The organism is Enterobacter sp. RHBSTW-00593, assembly GCF_013784105.1.
Taxonomy (GTDB): domain Bacteria; phylum Pseudomonadota; class Gammaproteobacteria; order Enterobacterales; family Enterobacteriaceae; genus Enterobacter; species Enterobacter ludwigii.
The window spans coordinates 1,091,129-1,107,489 of the sequence record NZ_CP056393.1 but is presented as its reverse complement, the minus strand read 5'-3'; the positions used below and the strand labels follow the sequence as shown (position 1 = coordinate 1,107,489).

Annotated in this window: 12 protein-coding genes and 1 tRNA gene; 3 read left to right on the top strand and 10 right to left on the bottom strand. The window is 56.9% G+C overall.

The features are described 5' to 3' along the window. Nucleotides 1-24: 24 nt before the first annotated feature. Complete coding sequence (locus tag HV242_RS05245; RefSeq protein WP_032681520.1) at nucleotides 25-1,461, top strand: MFS transporter; 1,437 nt, start codon at nucleotides 25-27, stop codon at nucleotides 1,459-1,461. 66 nt (nucleotides 1,462-1,527) lie between these two features. Next, complete coding sequence (locus HV242_RS05240) at nucleotides 1,528-2,772, top strand: mechanosensitive ion channel family protein (protein WP_020885139.1); 1,245 nt, start codon at nucleotides 1,528-1,530, stop codon at nucleotides 2,770-2,772. On the opposite strand, the gene HV242_RS05235 is transcribed toward HV242_RS05240, so the two are convergent. The 10 genes from HV242_RS05235 to HV242_RS05190 form a co-directional block, all read right to left on the bottom strand. Beyond that, the gene (locus HV242_RS05235) at nucleotides 2,773-3,744 is read right to left on the bottom strand and encodes a LacI family DNA-binding transcriptional regulator (protein ID WP_025204778.1); all 972 of its coding nucleotides are present in this window, start codon (nucleotides 3,742-3,744) and stop codon (nucleotides 2,773-2,775) included. Nucleotides 3,745-3,819: 75 nt separating this feature from the next. Further along, on the bottom strand, nucleotides 3,820-4,962 hold the full coding sequence (locus HV242_RS05230) for a Gfo/Idh/MocA family protein (protein ID WP_050737442.1): 1,143 nt from the start codon (nucleotides 4,960-4,962) through the stop codon (nucleotides 3,820-3,822). Further along, nucleotides 4,955-5,980, bottom strand: a complete 1,026-nt coding sequence (locus HV242_RS05225) for a sugar phosphate isomerase/epimerase family protein (RefSeq protein WP_050737443.1) — start codon at nucleotides 5,978-5,980, stop codon at nucleotides 4,955-4,957. Before HV242_RS05225 ends, HV242_RS05230 begins: the two co-directional genes overlap by 8 nt. Nucleotides 5,981-5,995: 15 nt before the next feature. Beyond that, nucleotides 5,996-7,234, bottom strand: coding sequence for an MFS transporter (locus HV242_RS05220; RefSeq protein WP_050737444.1), 1,239 nt, complete (start codon nucleotides 7,232-7,234; stop codon nucleotides 5,996-5,998). Nucleotides 7,235-7,418: 184 nt separating this feature from the next. Further along, nucleotides 7,419-8,807 carry a phenylalanine transporter gene (gene pheP, locus HV242_RS05215; RefSeq protein WP_014168959.1) on the bottom strand — a complete coding sequence of 463 codons (1,389 nt, stop codon included), beginning with the start codon at nucleotides 8,805-8,807 and terminating at the stop codon, nucleotides 7,419-7,421. Between the two features lie 102 nt (nucleotides 8,808-8,909). Further along, nucleotides 8,910-11,093, bottom strand: coding sequence for a TonB-dependent receptor (locus HV242_RS05210; RefSeq protein ID WP_050737445.1), 2,184 nt, complete (start codon nucleotides 11,091-11,093; stop codon nucleotides 8,910-8,912). Between the two features lie 215 nt (nucleotides 11,094-11,308). Further along, nucleotides 11,309-12,349 (bottom strand): ABC transporter ATP-binding protein, encoded by a 1,041-nt coding sequence (locus tag HV242_RS05205; protein WP_025204783.1) that lies wholly within the window; start codon nucleotides 12,347-12,349, stop codon nucleotides 11,309-11,311. A gap of 1 nt (nucleotide 12,350) precedes the next feature. After that, nucleotides 12,351-13,925 carry an ABC transporter permease gene (locus HV242_RS05200; protein WP_032677575.1) on the bottom strand — a complete coding sequence of 525 codons (1,575 nt, stop codon included), beginning with the start codon at nucleotides 13,923-13,925 and terminating at the stop codon, nucleotides 12,351-12,353. Between the two features lie 24 nt (nucleotides 13,926-13,949). Next, on the bottom strand, nucleotides 13,950-14,966 hold the full coding sequence (locus HV242_RS05195) for an iron ABC transporter substrate-binding protein (RefSeq protein WP_032677574.1): 1,017 nt from the start codon (nucleotides 14,964-14,966) through the stop codon (nucleotides 13,950-13,952). A gap of 330 nt (nucleotides 14,967-15,296) precedes the next feature. Next, nucleotides 15,297-15,373, bottom strand: a tRNA-Arg gene (locus tag HV242_RS05190). A 278-nt stretch (nucleotides 15,374-15,651) separates the two neighbouring features. Between HV242_RS05190 and HV242_RS05185 the strand changes: the two genes are divergently transcribed. Beyond that, on the top strand, nucleotides 15,652-16,350 hold the full coding sequence (locus HV242_RS05185) for an EAL domain-containing protein (RefSeq protein WP_047356117.1): 699 nt from the start codon (nucleotides 15,652-15,654) through the stop codon (nucleotides 16,348-16,350). Nucleotides 16,351-16,361 lie beyond the last annotated feature (11 nt).

Sequence of the window (16,361 nt, the reverse complement as noted above, 5' to 3'; positions counted from 1 at the left end):
GTTGAATGACGCAATGGAGTTACCATGAATACGTCAGTCGTTTCACCGGGCCGCGCAGGCCTGATATTGCTGTTAACCGGCCAGATGCTGCCGCTGATTGATACCTCAATCACCAACGTGGCGCTGGATGCTATCACCCATTCGCTGCACGCTACGGCCACCGAGCTGGAATTAATTGTGGCCCTTTACGGTGTGGCCTTTGCCGTCTGCCTTGCCCTCGGCAGCAAGCTGGGGGATAACCTTGGCCGCCGTCGTCTTTTCATGTGGGGCGTGGCGAGCTTTGGCCTGGCCTCGCTGCTGTGCGGAATGGCAGGCAACATTGAACAACTGCTGGGCGCCCGTATTCTTCAGGGGGCTGGCGCGGCGCTGATCATGCCGCAAATTCTCGCCACCCTGCACGTAACGCTGAAAGGCACGGCCCACGCGAAGGCCATCAGCCTCTTTGGCGGCATCGGCGGCATCGCGTTTATCGTCGGCCAGATGGGCGGAGGCTGGCTGGTATCGGCGGACATTGCCGGCCTCGGCTGGCGCAACGCCTTCTTTATCAACGTGCCGATTTGTCTGGTGGTGCTGGCCATGAGCCGCCGCTACGTGCCGGAAACCCGCCGCGACACGCCATCAAGCATTGACTGGACGGGCACCGTCCTGCTGGCGATCATCCTCTGCTGCCTGCTGTTCCCGATGGCGCTTGGCCCGCAGTGGCACTGGTCCTGGCCGCTCAAGGTCGCGCTTATCGCCATTATTCCGCTTGCCGGGTTAATGGCCCTCAACGCCCGCAAAAAAGAGCGGGACGATGCACATCCGCTGATCCCGCCGCGCCTGCTGCAGTTGCGCAGTATCCGCTTTGGCGTGCTGATTGCGTTGCTCTTTTTTAGCGTCTGGTCCGGCTTTATGTTCTGCATGGCGTTAACCATGCAAACCGGTCTGGGGATGGCGCCGTGGCAGTCTGGCAACAGTTTTATCGCCCTGGGTGTTACCTACTTTATTTCAGCGTGGTTTGCCCCGCGTCTGATTGCCCGCTACAGCACCAGTACCATTCTGCTGACCGGTCTGGCGATCCAGATAGCGGGCCTGCTGGCGCTGATTGTCACCTTCCGCCTCTGGGGAATGCACAATACCGCGCTGACGCTGGCACCCGCGACCGGGCTGGTCGGCTACGGTCAGGCGCTGATCGTGAACAGTTTTTATCGTATTGGCATGCGCGATATTCAGCCTGATGACGCCGGGGCGGCGAGCGCCATTTTGAGCACGCTGCAGCAGGCGGCACTTGGACTCGGCCCGGCCATCTTTGGCGCGATTTTGCTGCACGGTCTGCAAAATCATCACGGAGATTACACTCAGGCGATCACCCTCTTCCTCGCGGTGGAAACTGGCCTGATGGTGATCCTCGCGCTGGCGACGCTGCGGGTTCGCCATCGGCTGTGCCTGCCGGTGGTGACGACCTGCCACGCCGTCAAATAACCCTGACGAATTTGCATAATAGATCCGCAGCCGCCATTATGGGGCTGCATCAATACAGGAGACGTTATGCAGGAATTAATTGCTCAGGTTGAAGAGTTAGGCATTGAAATTAATCACACCACCTCTTTAGTGATTATCTTTGGTATTATTTTTCTTACCGCACTCATCGTTCATTTTATTCTGCACAAAGTGGTCCTGCGGGCCTTTGAGAAGCGCGCGCAGGCCAGCAGCCATTTATGGTTGCAAATCATTACCCAGAACAAGTTATTTCACCGCGTCGCTTTTACCCTGCAGGGGATAATTGTCAACGTTCAGGCGGTACTGTGGCTGCAAAAAGGCAGCGAAGCCGCGGAAATGCTCACCACCTGCGCCAGGCTGTGGGTGATGGTGTATGCCCTGCTCTCGTTCTTCTCGCTGCTGGACGTCATTTTCAATCTTTCGCAAAAGATGGCGACAGCCTCGCAGCTCCCGCTGAAGGGCATCTTCCAGGGGATAAAACTGGTGAGCGCTATTCTGGTGGGGATTTTAATTATCTCGTTGCTGATTGGTCAGTCGCCAGCCATTCTGATTAGCGGCCTGGGCGCCATGGCGGCGGTGTTAATGCTGGTGTTTAAAGACCCGATCCTCGGGCTTGTCGCCGGGATCCAGCTCTCCGCCAATGACATGCTTAAACTCGGTGACTGGCTGGAGATGCCAAAATACGGAGCCAACGGCACGGTCACAGACATCGGCCTGACCACCGTGAAGGTGCGCAACTTCGACAACACCATCACCACCATTCCGACCTGGGCGCTGGTCTCTGATGCCTTTATCAACTGGAGCGGCATGTCGGCCTCCGGCGGGAGACGCATCAAGCGTAGCCTGAATATAGACACCACCAGCATCCACTTCCTCGACGAGCAGGAGCAACAGCAGCTGATTCAGGCGAAGCTGCTTAAGCCGTACATGGCGGCGCGTCACGAAGAAATTTCGCTCTGGAATCAGGAAAACGGTGAAGGCGAATCGGTGCTGAACCTGCGCAAAATGACCAATATTGGAACCTTCCGCGCCTATTTAAATGAATATCTGCGTAATCACCCGCGGATCCGTAAAGATATGACGCTGATGGTTCGCCAGTTAGCGCCAGAAGCTAACGGGCTGCCAGTTGAAATATACGCGTTCACTAACACGGTCGTCTGGGCGGAATATGAGGCGATTCAGGCCGATATTTTCGACCATATATTCGCGGTGGTGGATGAATTTGGTCTGCGTATTCATCAGTCTCCGACCGGAAACGATATTCGCTCGCTGGCTGGCGTAATAGCGAAATAATCAGGCGCTGGCGCGGGAGATAAAGCGCCAGTCCATCATCACTCTTTCTGTGGGCGCATCCGGGTTATCGATTTTATTCAACAACAAATCGACCGCCTTGCGCCCAATATCCCGCGACGGCTGTTCGATGGTGGTGAGCGAAATCATCTCCGCCAGTTCCGTACCGTCAAACCCGACTACCGCAATGTCTTCCGGCACGCGTAATCCCGCCTGCTGGATCGCATGCAATGCGCCTGCCGCCAGGGTATCGGAAACGGCAAAGACCGCGTCAGGCGGGTTTTCCTTCAGCAGGTTTTGCATCGCCGCCATTCCGGCGCCGAAGCTGAGATCGCTGGCGTATTCCACCGCCTGGTAAGCCAGATCTTTCAGGTGGATAACGCTCTTATAGCCACGCTCGCGCAGGCGGGCATATTTATAACTCAGGTCGTGGTTAATCATCGCGATCCGCCCGCGCCCGCCGTCGGCAAGCTGGCTGACGGCATGCTGCGAGGCGTCCACATCGTTAATCCCGACGCAGGAGACCGCACCGGCATCGGCGTATTCGGCGCACTGCACCCACGGCGCGGCGCCAATCAGGGCGGCCAGTTCAGGAAGCTTTGAGAAGGCATCCATGGTGATAATGCCGTCGACAATTTTACCGGACAGCAAACTCAGCCCCGAACGCGAGCGTTCAATGTCAGAGCCGGAGTTGCACAGCAGAATGCGGTAGCCGTTCTTTTCGGCTTCCTCTTCAATGCCTTTCACCACTTCGGCGCAGAACGGGTTAGCGATGTTCGACACCATTACCAGAATCATATAGCTGCGGGCAGTCCGCAGCTGGCGCGCCAGCAGGTTGGGCTGGTAATTACTCTCTTTGATCGCCTGCAGGACGCGTTCGCGGTTTTTCGCTTTCACGGTATCGCTGTTGTTAAGCACGCGAGAGACCGTTGCCACGGACACCCCGGCAAGCTGAGCGATTTTCTGAATGGACATAGCGACGGCATTTCCTGCGGTTAACGTTTTATGCAGGCTACCATAAATTCGTTGCCCGGCGAACCGGGCAACGCGTCAATAGGCAACGCGCACCCAGCGCTGCTGCTGATGGCTTTTCACTATCGCATCAATGATATACATGACGTTCGCGCCGTCATGGAACGTCGCAAACAGCGGCTGTGCCGGCATCTCCCCCTGCATCACGGCGCGGTAAAATTGCGCCATCATATTTTTAAAGGCATCAGGCCAGCCTTCGATATGTCCGCCGGGAAAATGGGCGCTTTCGGCCACGTCACGGTTCATCAGGTTTGGATCGTCGGAGAGGGTCTGGTTTGCCTGCGCGCGATGGCCGATCCAGAGTTGCTGCGGCACCTCCTGATCCCACGCCACGGACCGTTCGCTGCCGTTAATTTCAAACGTCAGCCGATTTTTGCGCCCGGCGCTGACCTGCGAGACGTTAAAGCTGCCTTTGCTGCCATCGTCGAAGCGCACCAGCACCGAGCCAAAATCTTCGGTGGTGACCGGTTTGTCTTCATCGTTCGCGCTGCGATCATTCGTGAAGGTCCGGTTTCCCGCCGCACTGGCCTTGCGCGTTGGCCAGACGATGGTGAGGTCGGCCATCACGTCGGTGATCCGCCGCCCGGTCACAAACTGCACCGTGTCACACCAGTGGGAGCCAATATCCGCCACCGCGCGCGACGCACCGCCCAGCGTGGCATCCACCCGCCAGTTGTAGTCGGTTTCCAGCAGCATCCAGTCCTGCAGGTAGCTGCCATGCGTGGCAAACAGCCGACCGAGACTGCCCTCGCGCCTCATGCTGGCCGCCTGGCGCACCATCGCAAACTGGCGATAGACAAAGCTGACGCCGTGTACCACGCCCGCCTGCTCAGCCAGTGCCACCAGCTCGCGGGCCTCTTCCGGGGTCATACACAGCGGCTTTTCGGAAAAAACATGCTTACCCGCCCGCAAAATCTGGCGGTTAATCTCTGCGTGCAGATGGTTTGGCGTGCAGTTATGCACCACGTGCAGATCCGGATGGGCGAGCAGCGCCTCAACGTTCCCGTAAGCATGGGGCACATTCAGCTGGCGCGCCTTTTCCTGCGCTTGTGAAAGCGAGCTGTCGCACAGGGCGACCACCTGCACACTGCCGAGACGCCGCAGCGCCTCAATGTGCGCCGGGCCGATAAAGCCGCTGCCGACGATCCCGACGTTAATCATGGCTGCCTCCCGCGGCGAAATCGTCAAACGCGCGCCCGGATACCGGAATGATATGACGACGGATAAATTCGCTGCCTTCGCGGGCACCGGTATCGCCATCCTTAAGACAGCACTCCCACTCCAGCACTGCCCAGCCCTCGTAGTCGTACTGGGTCAGTTTGCTGAAAATACCGGTGAAGTCGATCTGCCCGTCGCCCGGCGACCGGAAGCGACCCGCGCGATGGATCCACGACTGGTAGCCACCGTATGCACCGCTGCGCCCGTTGGGACGAAACTCTGCATCTTTGACGTGAAACGCTTTAATGCGCGCATGGTAGAGATCGATAAACGTCAGGTAGTCCATCTGCTGAAGCAGCATATGGCTGGGATCGTAGAGAATATTGCAGCGCGGGTGGTTGTCTACCAGCGCCAGAAAACGCTCAAACGTCACGCCGTCATGCAGATCTTCCCCCGGATGCAGCTCATAACAGACATCGACGCCGTGCTCATCAAAGGTGTCCAGAATGGGCCGCCAGCGGGTTGCCAGCGTCTGGAAAGCGTCCTGAAAACGCTGCGCGTTGTGCGGCGGCCACGGGTAGAAAAATGGCCACGCCAGCGATCCAGAAAAAGTGGCGTGCGCTGTCAGGCCTAATTTTGCGGAGGCTGCAGCCGCCTGATTCAGTTTGCTGGTTGCCCACGCCCGACGGGCCGCGTCGTTACCCCGCACGTCTGCCGGCGCGAAATGGTCAAACGCGTCGCCGTAGACCGGGTTCACCGCAATAAGCTGCCCTTCCAGATGAGTCGACAGCTCGCTGATCGCCAGTCCGTGCTCCGCCAGCGTGCCGGTAATGTCGTCACAGTAAGCCTGGCTCTCAGCCGCTTTCTCCACGTCAAAAATGTGCGGATGATTGCAGGGGATCTGCACGGCTTTGTAGCCCTTACCTGCTGCCCAGCCTGCCAGCCCATCCAGCGAGTTAAACGGCGCTTCTGCGCTGATAAACTGCGACAGGAAAATACCGGGTCCCTTAATCGTTCTCATACCACCTCCTGAACGTTACGCCTTGTCATCGTCATATTTGAACGTGAGAAGGAAAATCAGCGCAATCACCGCTGCCGCCACCGCCGGGATCCACCAGAAGGTGACCCACGCCTGCGGCACGGCCTGTCCCGCCACCAGACGGTTATACAGCGCGCCAGAAATCTGCGAACCAAGCAGCATGCCGATGCCGTAGGTGAACATCACGATCATGCTCTGCGCCTGGCCTTTCACCTTTTCGCCCGCCACGCGATCGGTATAGATAAAGCCCACCACAAAGAAGAAGTCATAGCACACACCGTGCAGCAGGATGCCGAGATAGAGCAGGAAACGTCCCTCCTCACTCACCCCCATGGCAAACATCGCGTAACGGACAAACCACGCCAGCATGCCGACCAGCAGCATAACTTTCACGCCCAGACGACGGAAAAGCAGCGGGATCACCAGCATGAAGACAATCTCTGACATCTGGCCGAACGACATCGCGGTGCTGACATCAGCAATCCCGGCATCCGCCAGATACGAGGCGGTGTAAGCGTAGTAGGTGCCAAGCGGCACGGAAATCAGCATTGCGCAGACGGAAAAGACCAGGAAGTGGCGGGTTTTCAGCAGGGCAAACGCATCAGCGCAGAACAGATCGCGAATCTGGACCGGCAGCCCTTTTGCCGGGGCGGGCGTGTGCGGCAGCGTCAGGCTGTAGAGCGCCAGCAGCACGGAGCTCGCCGCCGCAACCTGGAAGATCGTGACGCTGGAGGCCACGCCGGTAACGCCGATAAAGATCCCCGCGACAATCCAGCCGATAGTGCCGAACACGCGCACCACCGGGAAGGTTTTATCGACATTTGCCAGGCTGTGAAACGCGATGTTGTTCGTTAACGCCAGCGTCGGCATATAGCAAAGCGTGTAGCCAAACAGCAGGCCAATCAGCAGCGCACCATTTTCAGCGATCAGCGCCCCCGGAACGAACCACAGGATAGTCGCGCCCGCCAGGTGCATTACCGCCATCACCTTCTGCGAGGCGAAGAAGCGATCCACCAGCATCCCGAGCACGAACGGCGACAAAATAGAGGCGATGGGCCCAGCGGAGAACGCATCACCAATCAGCAACGACATGTTGTGCTGGGTCATCACCAGACCCAGCGTGACCGACCAGCTACCCCAGATAAAAAACTGCAGAAACATCATCAGCGACAGACGCGGAACCAGCAGCCGGTGCTGCCCTATCACCTTTCCACTACTTTCAGTTGTTGACACCATAATGAGCCTCACCCTAGAAAAGTAATCGATTACAAATACCCTCACATGGAAAGTAATCGATTACAAAATAAAGATCCTGTGGATCAGGAGAGATTTGGGAGAGGGGTCACGATAAAGAGGTTAATCGCGTTGGGATGAGAAACCAGACGGCTCGCCCTCTCCCACCGGGAGAGGGCGGCATGCATTATTGCTTACGGGAAAGTTTAAATGCCACAAACAGGAAGATGACCCACACCGGGAGCAGCATCGCGGAAAGCCGCATGTCGTCCATGGTGCACATCAGCACAAGGATCAACCCGAGGAAAGCAATGCAGAGATAGTTTCCTGCCGGATAAAGCAGCGCTTTAAACTGCGTCTCACGTCCCTTGCGACGCATCGCGGCACGAAAACGCAGGTGCGCCAGGCAGATCATGATCCAGTTCAGCAGCAGGGTGGCAACCACCAGCGCCATCAGCAGCCCAAACGCCTCTTTTGGCAGCAGGTAGTTGATCACCACCACCAAAGAGGTGATCGCACCGGACAACAGCAGAGAATTCACCGGCACGCCGCGACGGCTGACGCGGGTTAAGAACTTCGGCGCATTCCCCTGCACGGAGAGGCCAAACAGCATTCGACTGTTGGAGTAGACGCCGCTGTTATAGACCGAAAGTGACGCCACCAGAATAACGAAGTTCAATGCTGAGGCCACCACATTGCTGTTGAGATCGTGGAAAATCATCACAAACGGACTGCTGTTTGATTTCACCTCAACCCAGGGATAGAGCGCGAGCAATACCACCAGCGAACCGATGTAGAACAGCAGAATACGGTACACCACCTGGTTGACCGCTTTCGGAATGCTTTTATGCGGGTCGCGCGCTTCAGCGGCAGTGATACCAATCAGCTCCAGCCCGCCGAAAGAGAACATGATCACCGCCAGCGAAAGGATAAGCCCCTTCCAGCCGGTCGCCAGGAACCCCCCGTGCTGCCACAGGTTGTCGATCGTGGCACGCTCACCGCCATGACCCGAGAACAGCAACCACAGGCCAAAACCGATCATGCCGATAATCGCCAGCACCTTGATGAGCGCAAACCAGAACTCGGTTTCACCGTACAAACGGACGTTCACAAGGTTGATGGCATTAATGATGATGAAGAAGGCCGCCGCCCAAATCCAGGTGGGCACATCCGGGAGCCAGTACTGCATGTAGATGCCAGCAGCGGTCAGCTCTGCCATCCCCACCAGCACAAACATCACCCAGTAGTTCCAGCCGGAGAGGAACCCCGCAAACGGGCCCCAGTATTTATACGCAAAGTGCGCGAACGAGCCTGACACAGGCTCTTCGACGACCATCTCGCCGAGCTGGCGCATGATCAGGAAGGCGATAATCCCGGCGAGGGCATAACCCAGCAATACCGCCGGCCCCGCCATCTGAATGGCCGGGCCGATGCCGAGAAACAGCCCGGTACCGATAGCCCCACCGAGGGCAATTAACTGTATATGTCGATTTTGCAAACCACGTTGCAGCGTCGGATTCTGTTCCGACGAAGCTTCAGCGCTACCGGTGCCTGAAGCGGATGACGCGTCTTTCACGCCCTACCCCTGTCTCTTTTTTAGAAGGGGCACGTTTTAACACTTCAGGCTGGTGGTAGCAAGGGAATGGGGCATCCCTGCCCCGGATAACGAGCGGCGTTCTCAGAATGCGTAGCCCACCGAGACTTTAAAGGTACGCGGTTCGCCCTGGGTAATGTAGGTACCTGAATCATCCACGCTGGACCAGTAGTTTTCATTGGTCACGTTGTCGATACCCGCACGCACCGTCATCTGATTTTGATTGTGGTTAACGGCGAAGCGATAACGCATACCCAGATCCAGCGTAGTATAGCTGTCCAGCTTTTTGGTGTTCGCCAGGTCCGCGTATTGCGTGCCGGAGTGGTTCACGCGCGCGGTAGCGGTCAGGCCATCAATCGGTTTGATGTCATACTCTGCGCCCAGAACGGCATAGAAATTCGGAACGCCAATCGCATCATTACCCTGGTTGAGGCCGTTGTTGGTTTTGGTCAGCTCCGCCTGCAGCCAGGTAGCGCTGGCGTTCAGACGGACGCCCAGCAGGGGCTCACCGAACACATTCAGCTCCACGCCGCGGTTACGCTGCTCGGCATCAAGACCATAATGACCGTTGCTGTTGAGGATCGCCGACGGCATTTTGATCTCAAACAGCGCCAGGGAGCCGCCCACGCGACCAAAATCCGCCTTCACGCCCACTTCGTTCTGCTTAGAGTGAACGATGCCGGTGCTCTGCCCGTAGTTGGTGGCGGTGTTAGGGGCTGATTGACCCGGCTGCAGCGCTTCGGTGTGGTTGGCATACAGGGAGATCGCCTCCCACGGCTTGTAAACCACGCCGTAGGTAGGCATCCAGCGGCTGCCGTCGAAACCGTCTGCTTTATTTTCCTGCCCGGTAATTTTGTTGTATCCGCGAATGACCACCTTCTGATGACGCGCCCCGGCGGTAAACAGCAGTTTGTCGTCCAGCACGCCCAGCGTATCACTCAACAGCCAGCCCTGCGTCCGGGTACGCCCGCTGGTGAGCGGATCGCTGTAATTTCCGCCTAAGCCGTTGAAACTGGAGCTGTCCGGCATATCCACACCGGTATTGTGATAGATATTGGTGGTTGGGTTATCCGCCGCCGACGACATTTTCCAGCCGATTTTTTCGTTTTTGGTCATCGCGGAGTAACCGACGTTGACTTTATGCGTTACGAAGCCGGTAGCAAAGTTACCGCGAATACCCGCCATCCCGCTGACGGAATCGCTGATGCGGTTGGTATCAAGACGGCTGACCGTCGCCTTACCGCTTTTATCCAGCAGCTTCGGCGCGCTGTAAATCCCTTCTTCGTGAGCGTGCTGTGCGCCGAGGCCGGTATAGGCCGTCCAGTTATCGGTAATGTCGTACTCGCTGCGCCACATCCCGAATTCATTTTCGATGTTGCTGTAGGCCCATTTCTGCGAGAAGTTGCGATCGTTTTTCGGCGGTTCAGGCACGAAATCCACGGCGGAGATATTGACGCTGGTCGGGCTGCCATGGAAGGTTTTCTTCTGATACCCCACATCCAGCGAGGTGCGGAAATTGTCGCCTTTGTAGTCGAGGCCGGTGGAGAGCAGCGTAGTGCGGCGGCGATCGTTGGGCACCCCGCTTTCCCCTTCGCGATGAACGAGGTTCACGCGCGCGCCAAACTGGTCGTTGTCCCCATAGCGACGGCCCGCATCCAGCGTAGTGCCAAACTGGGAATCGGAGGTGTAATCGACGCCCACTTTTGCCTGCGGCGTTTCATCCGCATGTTTCGGCTCAAGGTTAATCATTCCCCCCACGCCTGAACTTGCCGCGCCGTTCATCAGGGCGTTTGCCCCTTTAAAAATCTCAATGCGGTCGACCATCTGCGCATCCACCACCTGACGCGGCAGAACGCCGGACAGGCCGCCGAAGGTCATGTCATCTCCGTCAAACTTCAGGCCACGGATACGGAAGGTTTCGGCACTGTTGCCGTAACCCTGCACGTACTGCACCCCCGCGTCGTTAGCGACCACATCAGCAATGGTTTTCGCCTGCTGATCTTCTACCAGCTTCGAGGTGTAGCTGATGATATTAAACGGCACGTCCATGGCGTTCTGCTGCCCCAGCATCCCCATGCGTCCACCGTTCGCCACCTGCCCGTCAAGGAACGCCGGCACAAGCTGGTCGCCGCCGGGTTTAAAATCGCTGGCAGGCGCAGACTGGACAATCAGGGTGTCTTCTTTCTTTTCATCCGCCGCCAGGGCGGAGTGCGTGACCGCGCCAATGGCGAGAGCCAGCAGCGTTTTATGCCTTTTCGTGTTGTTCATAATTAACTCATTAAACGTGCGCGCAAAAAGGGCCCGTTGTCGGGCCTTAGAATGTAATCAAGTGCAATGCAAATGAGAACTATACGCATTACATGATTGTTGGCAAGCGTAAACGCACGTCACTGCGTGAGAAAATCGGTTAACAGGCGCGGGAAAGCAGGAGGACGTATGGACGGGATAGCGTGGCATAACCGCCCCGTTTCCGGGACGGTCTTTCAGGCGCGGCGGGAGAACGATAAAACGCGGGCGGTTCCCGCAACATCAATACGCACAGCCGTACCCGGATTCCAGCCAGGCTGGCTTACAGTCTTCAGAACAACAGGCTCCTGATGCCCGGCAAACGCCAGGGTGAGCGTGGACAAATGACCGGTAAAATCGACATCAATTATCGACACCGGGCTTTCATGCGGCGCACACGCCGTCACGCGCAGTTGTTCTGGGCGCATCATGACGCGGCCCTGCCCGGTGGCATGCGTATTGTTGGTGGGGATCTCACCCAGCGCGCACACCGCATGGCCGGCGGTAAGCTGAGCGGGCAGGATCACCGCGTCGCCCAGAAACAGCGCGGTCTCTTCATCAACGGGCTGAGTGTAGACGTCATACGGGGTACCCACCTGGGTAAAGCGCCCGGAACGCATTACTGCCACCTGGGTGGCAAAAGATAATGCTTCGTTTTGATCGTGCGTCACCAGAATCGAGGCAACGCCCGCTTCCGCCAGCAGGTCAGCGGTCGCTTTGCGGGTCATGGCGCGAAGACCGGTATCGAGCGCCGAGAACGGCTCATCCAGCAGCATCAATGAAGGACGCTGAGCCAGCGCGCGGGCGAGCGCCACACGCTGCTGCTGTCCGCCAGAAATCTCATGCGGCCAGTGGGTCGCGAGCTGCCTGTCCAGCGACACCATCTCCATCAGCGCCTCTACGCGCTGGCGCTTTTCGTGGCGCGTGCCGTCCAGCCCCCAGGCAATGTTGTCTGCAACGCTGAGATGCGGGAATAACGCCCCCTCCTGGGGAACAAAGCCAATGCCGCGCAGATGAGCGGGAACGAAGCTGTTTTCGTCAAACAGCGTTCGGCCCTGCATCACTATCCGCCCGGCGTCCGGCGTTTCAAAGCCGGCAAGAATGCGCAGCAGCGTCGTTTTCCCTGACCCGGACGGCCCGACTATCGCCGTCCGGCTCCCCGGCGCAACGCTCAGGTTTAAGCTGTCGAGCACCTGCACACCGGAAAAGGATTTAGAAATGGACGTTAATTCAAGCATGTCATAGTCCTGCAATTTTTTTCGACTGCACGTAGAGGATGGCGGTCAGCGGGAGTGAAATCAGGATCATCAGCATCGCGTACGGCGCGGCGGCAACATAATCGATCTCACTGGTCAGCGCCCAGAAGCCGGTGGAAAGCGTGCGCGTTCCCAGCGGGGAGAGCAGCAGCGTGGCGGTCAGTTCGTTGCTGACGCCGAGGAAAACAAGCGCAGCCCCCGCGGCGGCACCCGGCGCGGCCAGCCGCATGGTGACGCTCCACAGCGCCTTCGCAGGCGTGCTGCCAAGGCTACGCGCCACGTTTTCCAGCTCTACCGGCGCCTGTGCAATCCCGGCCCGCAGGTTGATGAGCGCGCGGGGCATAAACATCAGCAGATAGGCGAGGAAGAGCGTAATTTCCGTCTGATAAATGGGGCGGGCGTAATGAATCGTCACCGTTACCAGCGCGAGAGCGGTCACAATCCCCGGCAGCGAGCTGGTGATGTAGATACACCCTTCCAGCATCCGGAAGACGCGGTGCGGATAACGGATACCGAGCCACGCAATGGGGATCACGCAGGCCGTGGTCAGCAGTGCGCCACCCACGCCGAGCATGAGCGTCTGGCGCAGGGAGTGCCAGAGGTCCACGCTCATCCAGTTCTCAATACCGCCCAGCCAGACCCAGCGACAGAGCACAATTAACGGTACGCCCAGCGCCAGCACGATCAGCGTGAGGAAAAACAGCTGGCCCAGCGTGGCCGCGACCGGCTTGAGCGGCCAGCGTTTCTGTTCACGTGCGGCCCCGCCGCCGATGCGCGCATAGCGTGCTTTTCCACGCGTCACCCCTTCCAGCATTAAGATGGCCAGACAGCATAAGGCCAGCACACCCGCCAGCATATTGGCTGCCGGGCCGCTGAAGGTAGACTGAAACTGGTCATAAATCGCGGTGGTGAACGTATCAAAGCGGATCATCACGTACAGGCCGTATTCCGCCAGCAGGTGCAGCGCGACCAGCAGCGCCCCGCCGCAGATAGCAAGCTTGAGCTGCGGCAACACTACGCGGAAAAAGACCCGCCACGGCGGCGTGCCGAGCGACGCGGCCACATCTTCAAGCGTCGGATCGAGGCGGCGCAGTACCGCGGCAACCGGCATGTAGATAAACGGGTAGTAGGCTAAAACAGAGAGAAATACTCCCGCGGAAAGACCGTGCAGGGAGGGGACGACGCTCACCCAGGCATAGCTTTGTACAAACGCGGGGATTGCCAGCGGGGCGACAGCCAGCGCAGACCATATTCCCCGCCCGGCCAGCCGGGTACGCTCCGTGAGCCAGGCTATCGCCACGCCGGTCACAATACAAAGCGGAACCGCTAAGGCCGTCAGCCACAGCGTGTTGCTGAGCAGTTCAGCAACACGCGGGCGGAACACCAGCGTCTTAATGGTCTCCCAGCCCGTCTCAATGCCAATGGCAATGATAAAACCCAGAGGCAGAAGCGCCATTAATGAAAATAAGACAGCTAACGCAACCATCGGCAGCGCAGGTCGCCTGCGGGCAGGCTCCTGCATCCTGTTTTTTCCGATGTCGAGACTCAGACCAGACATAAGGCGTTCACTTAACTCTCAGGATCACAGCAGGCCGGCTTGCGTCATCAGCTCGATAACTTTTTTGCTGTTAAGCGTTGAAGGTTCCACTTTCGGCGCATCCAGATCTTTCAGCGGAACCAGTTTCGGGTTAGAAGCCGCGTTCACGCCAACCGCATATTCAAACGCATTGTTGGTGCGCAGGCTCTCCTGACCTTCTTTACCGGTGATCCACTTGATGAATGCCTGAGCCTGTTCTTTGTGTTTGCTGGACGCCAGTACGCCACCGCCGGAAAGGCTGACAAAGGCACCCGGATCCTGATGTTTGAAGTAGTAGAGTTGGGTGTTTTTGCTGTTTTCACCCGTTTTGGACTGATCGACAAAACGGTAGTAGTGATAAATCACACCGCCATCAATCTGGCCGGCGTTAACGGCTTTCATCACGGTGCTGTTACCTTTGTAGGCCACAAAATTGGTTTTCATCGCCTTCAGCCACTCAAGGGTGGCCTGCTCGCCTTTCAGGGCCAGCATCGCACTCACGATCGCCTGGAAATCCGCGCCTGACGGCGATGCCGCCCAGCGGCCTTTCCACTCAGGTTTCGCCAGATCCATCAGCGATGTTGGCAATTGCTGTTCGCTCAATTTTTCCGGGTTATAGACAAACACCGTGCTACGCGCAGCAATCCCGATCCAGCGGCCGTGCGCAGGACGAAATTCCGCAGGCACCTGCTTCAGGGTCTCTGCATCCAGTGGCGCGAACAGTTTGGCATTATCCACCAGAACCATTGATGGCGAGTTTTCCGTCAGAAACACGTCTGCAGGTGATGCCGTGCCTTCCTGAACCAGCTGATTACCCAACTCGCTGTCATCGCCATTACGCAGCGTCACCTTAATACCCGTTTCTTTGGTAAAACCGTCAACCCACGCCTTCACCAGATTTTCATGCTGCGCGTTATAAACAACGATACCTTCGTTGTTATCAGCGGCAAGTGCTTGTGTGGAAAGGAAAAGAGATGAAGACAACAAGGCAAGCGAGAAGCATGACAACAGGCGAGAATTCATGAACATATCCTTTATAGACCAGGGTGATTTACCACGCATAGCGTTGTGGGACAGGATTAAAGCATACAAAAACGCTAATGATAATTAGTATCAATCAAGTTTAGTCGTAAAAGTGTAAAATATTCTTATACAGCGGATAAATATGATAAAAATCCAGATTATAAAAATGGATGAAATAAAGATTAAGAAAACCTTAGGCTGGAAAAATAACAAATATTCATTAGCGTTCTATTTATTTCCCGATTATTTAATCGACAGAATGAGATCGGCATAAACGTGTATTTAGCGTAAAACGGGAGAGTGGAAGCGAAAAAGGGTGAAGGCAGTAAATGGCACGCCCTGTAGGATTCGAACCTACGACCTACGGCTTAGAAGGCCGTTGCTCTATCCAACTGAGCTAAGGGCGCACTGAGAAGAGTGAACTTCGCGGTGGTGAAACGCCTGGAATTATACGGTCAATGACAGGTGAGTCAATGCCTTTTCGGCTTTCAGGGGCAATTACCGCTAGCCGATTGTAAATACGGCTGTTTTTTCAACATTCATCGCTTTTCCGTCGTAGAATTTCGCGCTGCGAAAAGGCTTAGTTGCATTTAAGTAACGCCTGCTGTTTTCCTGAGCGTCAGCTCGTCACACTAGTGTTAGGTATCCCGGCCGCCTGGAGGCTGACAGACAACAGGACCATGGAGTGACAGCGCAAAACCTGACCTATACGCCCCCCCGGTTACAGTACCTTTCTCAGGACATCGTCGGCATCAAACTTGAGCCCATCGTCGCCCTCTCCTCTTTACGCAGGGTCGGCGTGGAGGTCCTTAGCGTCCTGTCTGAAACGCAGCATAGCGAAGCCTTTTTCCGCCATCAGTCTGCAGACTGGTCGATAACGCTGCTTGAAGCACAGCTCACCGCGTTAAAAAATACCCCGCACTGTAATAATTTTTTCATTAATCTGCCGATAACCGTCCTGACAGAGCCCGACGCTTTTCAGCGGCTTAGCCGGATAAAATGTCCGCCGCTGAATATTGAACTTGTCGACCCCAGTGCTTTTTTAACGCTGTCAGCCGCGCAGAGGCAGACCGTTACCCGGAGCCTGTTGCAGCTCATAAGACAAGGTCACGGTATCTGGCTGGATGACATTGATGAAACACTCATCCCGCCCTTTTTATCCTGCCAGTTACCGTTAAGCGGCGTAAAAATCGATAAGGATGCATTCTGGCGTTTACGCGCCACGCCCGTGCTACGGCAACTGGTGTCCCGGTGCTTTCAGCTTGCCGGGAAAGTGCTTATTGAAGGTATTGAGACTGAGCAGGATTGTACCTGGGCACTGCAGGCAGGCGCAGAACTCGGCCAGGGCTATTACTGGCCGTCCTGGACATGGCCGGAGGATTAAAAAGCCATTTC

What these genes read in the sequence shown, in the direction of transcription:
- HV242_RS05245 (WP_032681520.1), top strand. Translation starts at nt 25, where the DNA reads ATGAATACGTCAGTCGTTTCACCGGGCCGCGCAGGCCTGATATTGCTG.
- HV242_RS05240 (WP_020885139.1), top strand. Translation starts at nt 1,528, where the DNA reads ATGCAGGAATTAATTGCTCAGGTTGAAGAGTTAGGCATTGAAATTAAT.
- HV242_RS05235 (WP_025204778.1), bottom strand. Translation starts at nt 3,744, where the DNA reads ATGTCCATTCAGAAAATCGCTCAGCTTGCCGGGGTGTCCGTGGCAACG.
- HV242_RS05230 (WP_050737442.1), bottom strand. Translation starts at nt 4,962, where the DNA reads ATGATTAACGTCGGGATCGTCGGCAGCGGCTTTATCGGCCCGGCGCAC.
- HV242_RS05225 (WP_050737443.1), bottom strand. Translation starts at nt 5,980, where the DNA reads ATGAGAACGATTAAGGGACCCGGTATTTTCCTGTCGCAGTTTATCAGC.
- HV242_RS05220 (WP_050737444.1), bottom strand. Translation starts at nt 7,234, where the DNA reads ATGGTGTCAACAACTGAAAGTAGTGGAAAGGTGATAGGGCAGCACCGG.
- HV242_RS05210 (WP_050737445.1), bottom strand. Translation starts at nt 11,093, where the DNA reads ATGAACAACACGAAAAGGCATAAAACGCTGCTGGCTCTCGCCATTGGC.
- HV242_RS05205 (WP_025204783.1), bottom strand. Translation starts at nt 12,349, where the DNA reads ATGCTTGAATTAACGTCCATTTCTAAATCCTTTTCCGGTGTGCAGGTG.
- HV242_RS05200 (WP_032677575.1), bottom strand. Translation starts at nt 13,925, where the DNA reads ATGTCTGGTCTGAGTCTCGACATCGGAAAAAACAGGATGCAGGAGCCT.
- HV242_RS05195 (WP_032677574.1), bottom strand. Translation starts at nt 14,966, where the DNA reads ATGAATTCTCGCCTGTTGTCATGCTTCTCGCTTGCCTTGTTGTCTTCA.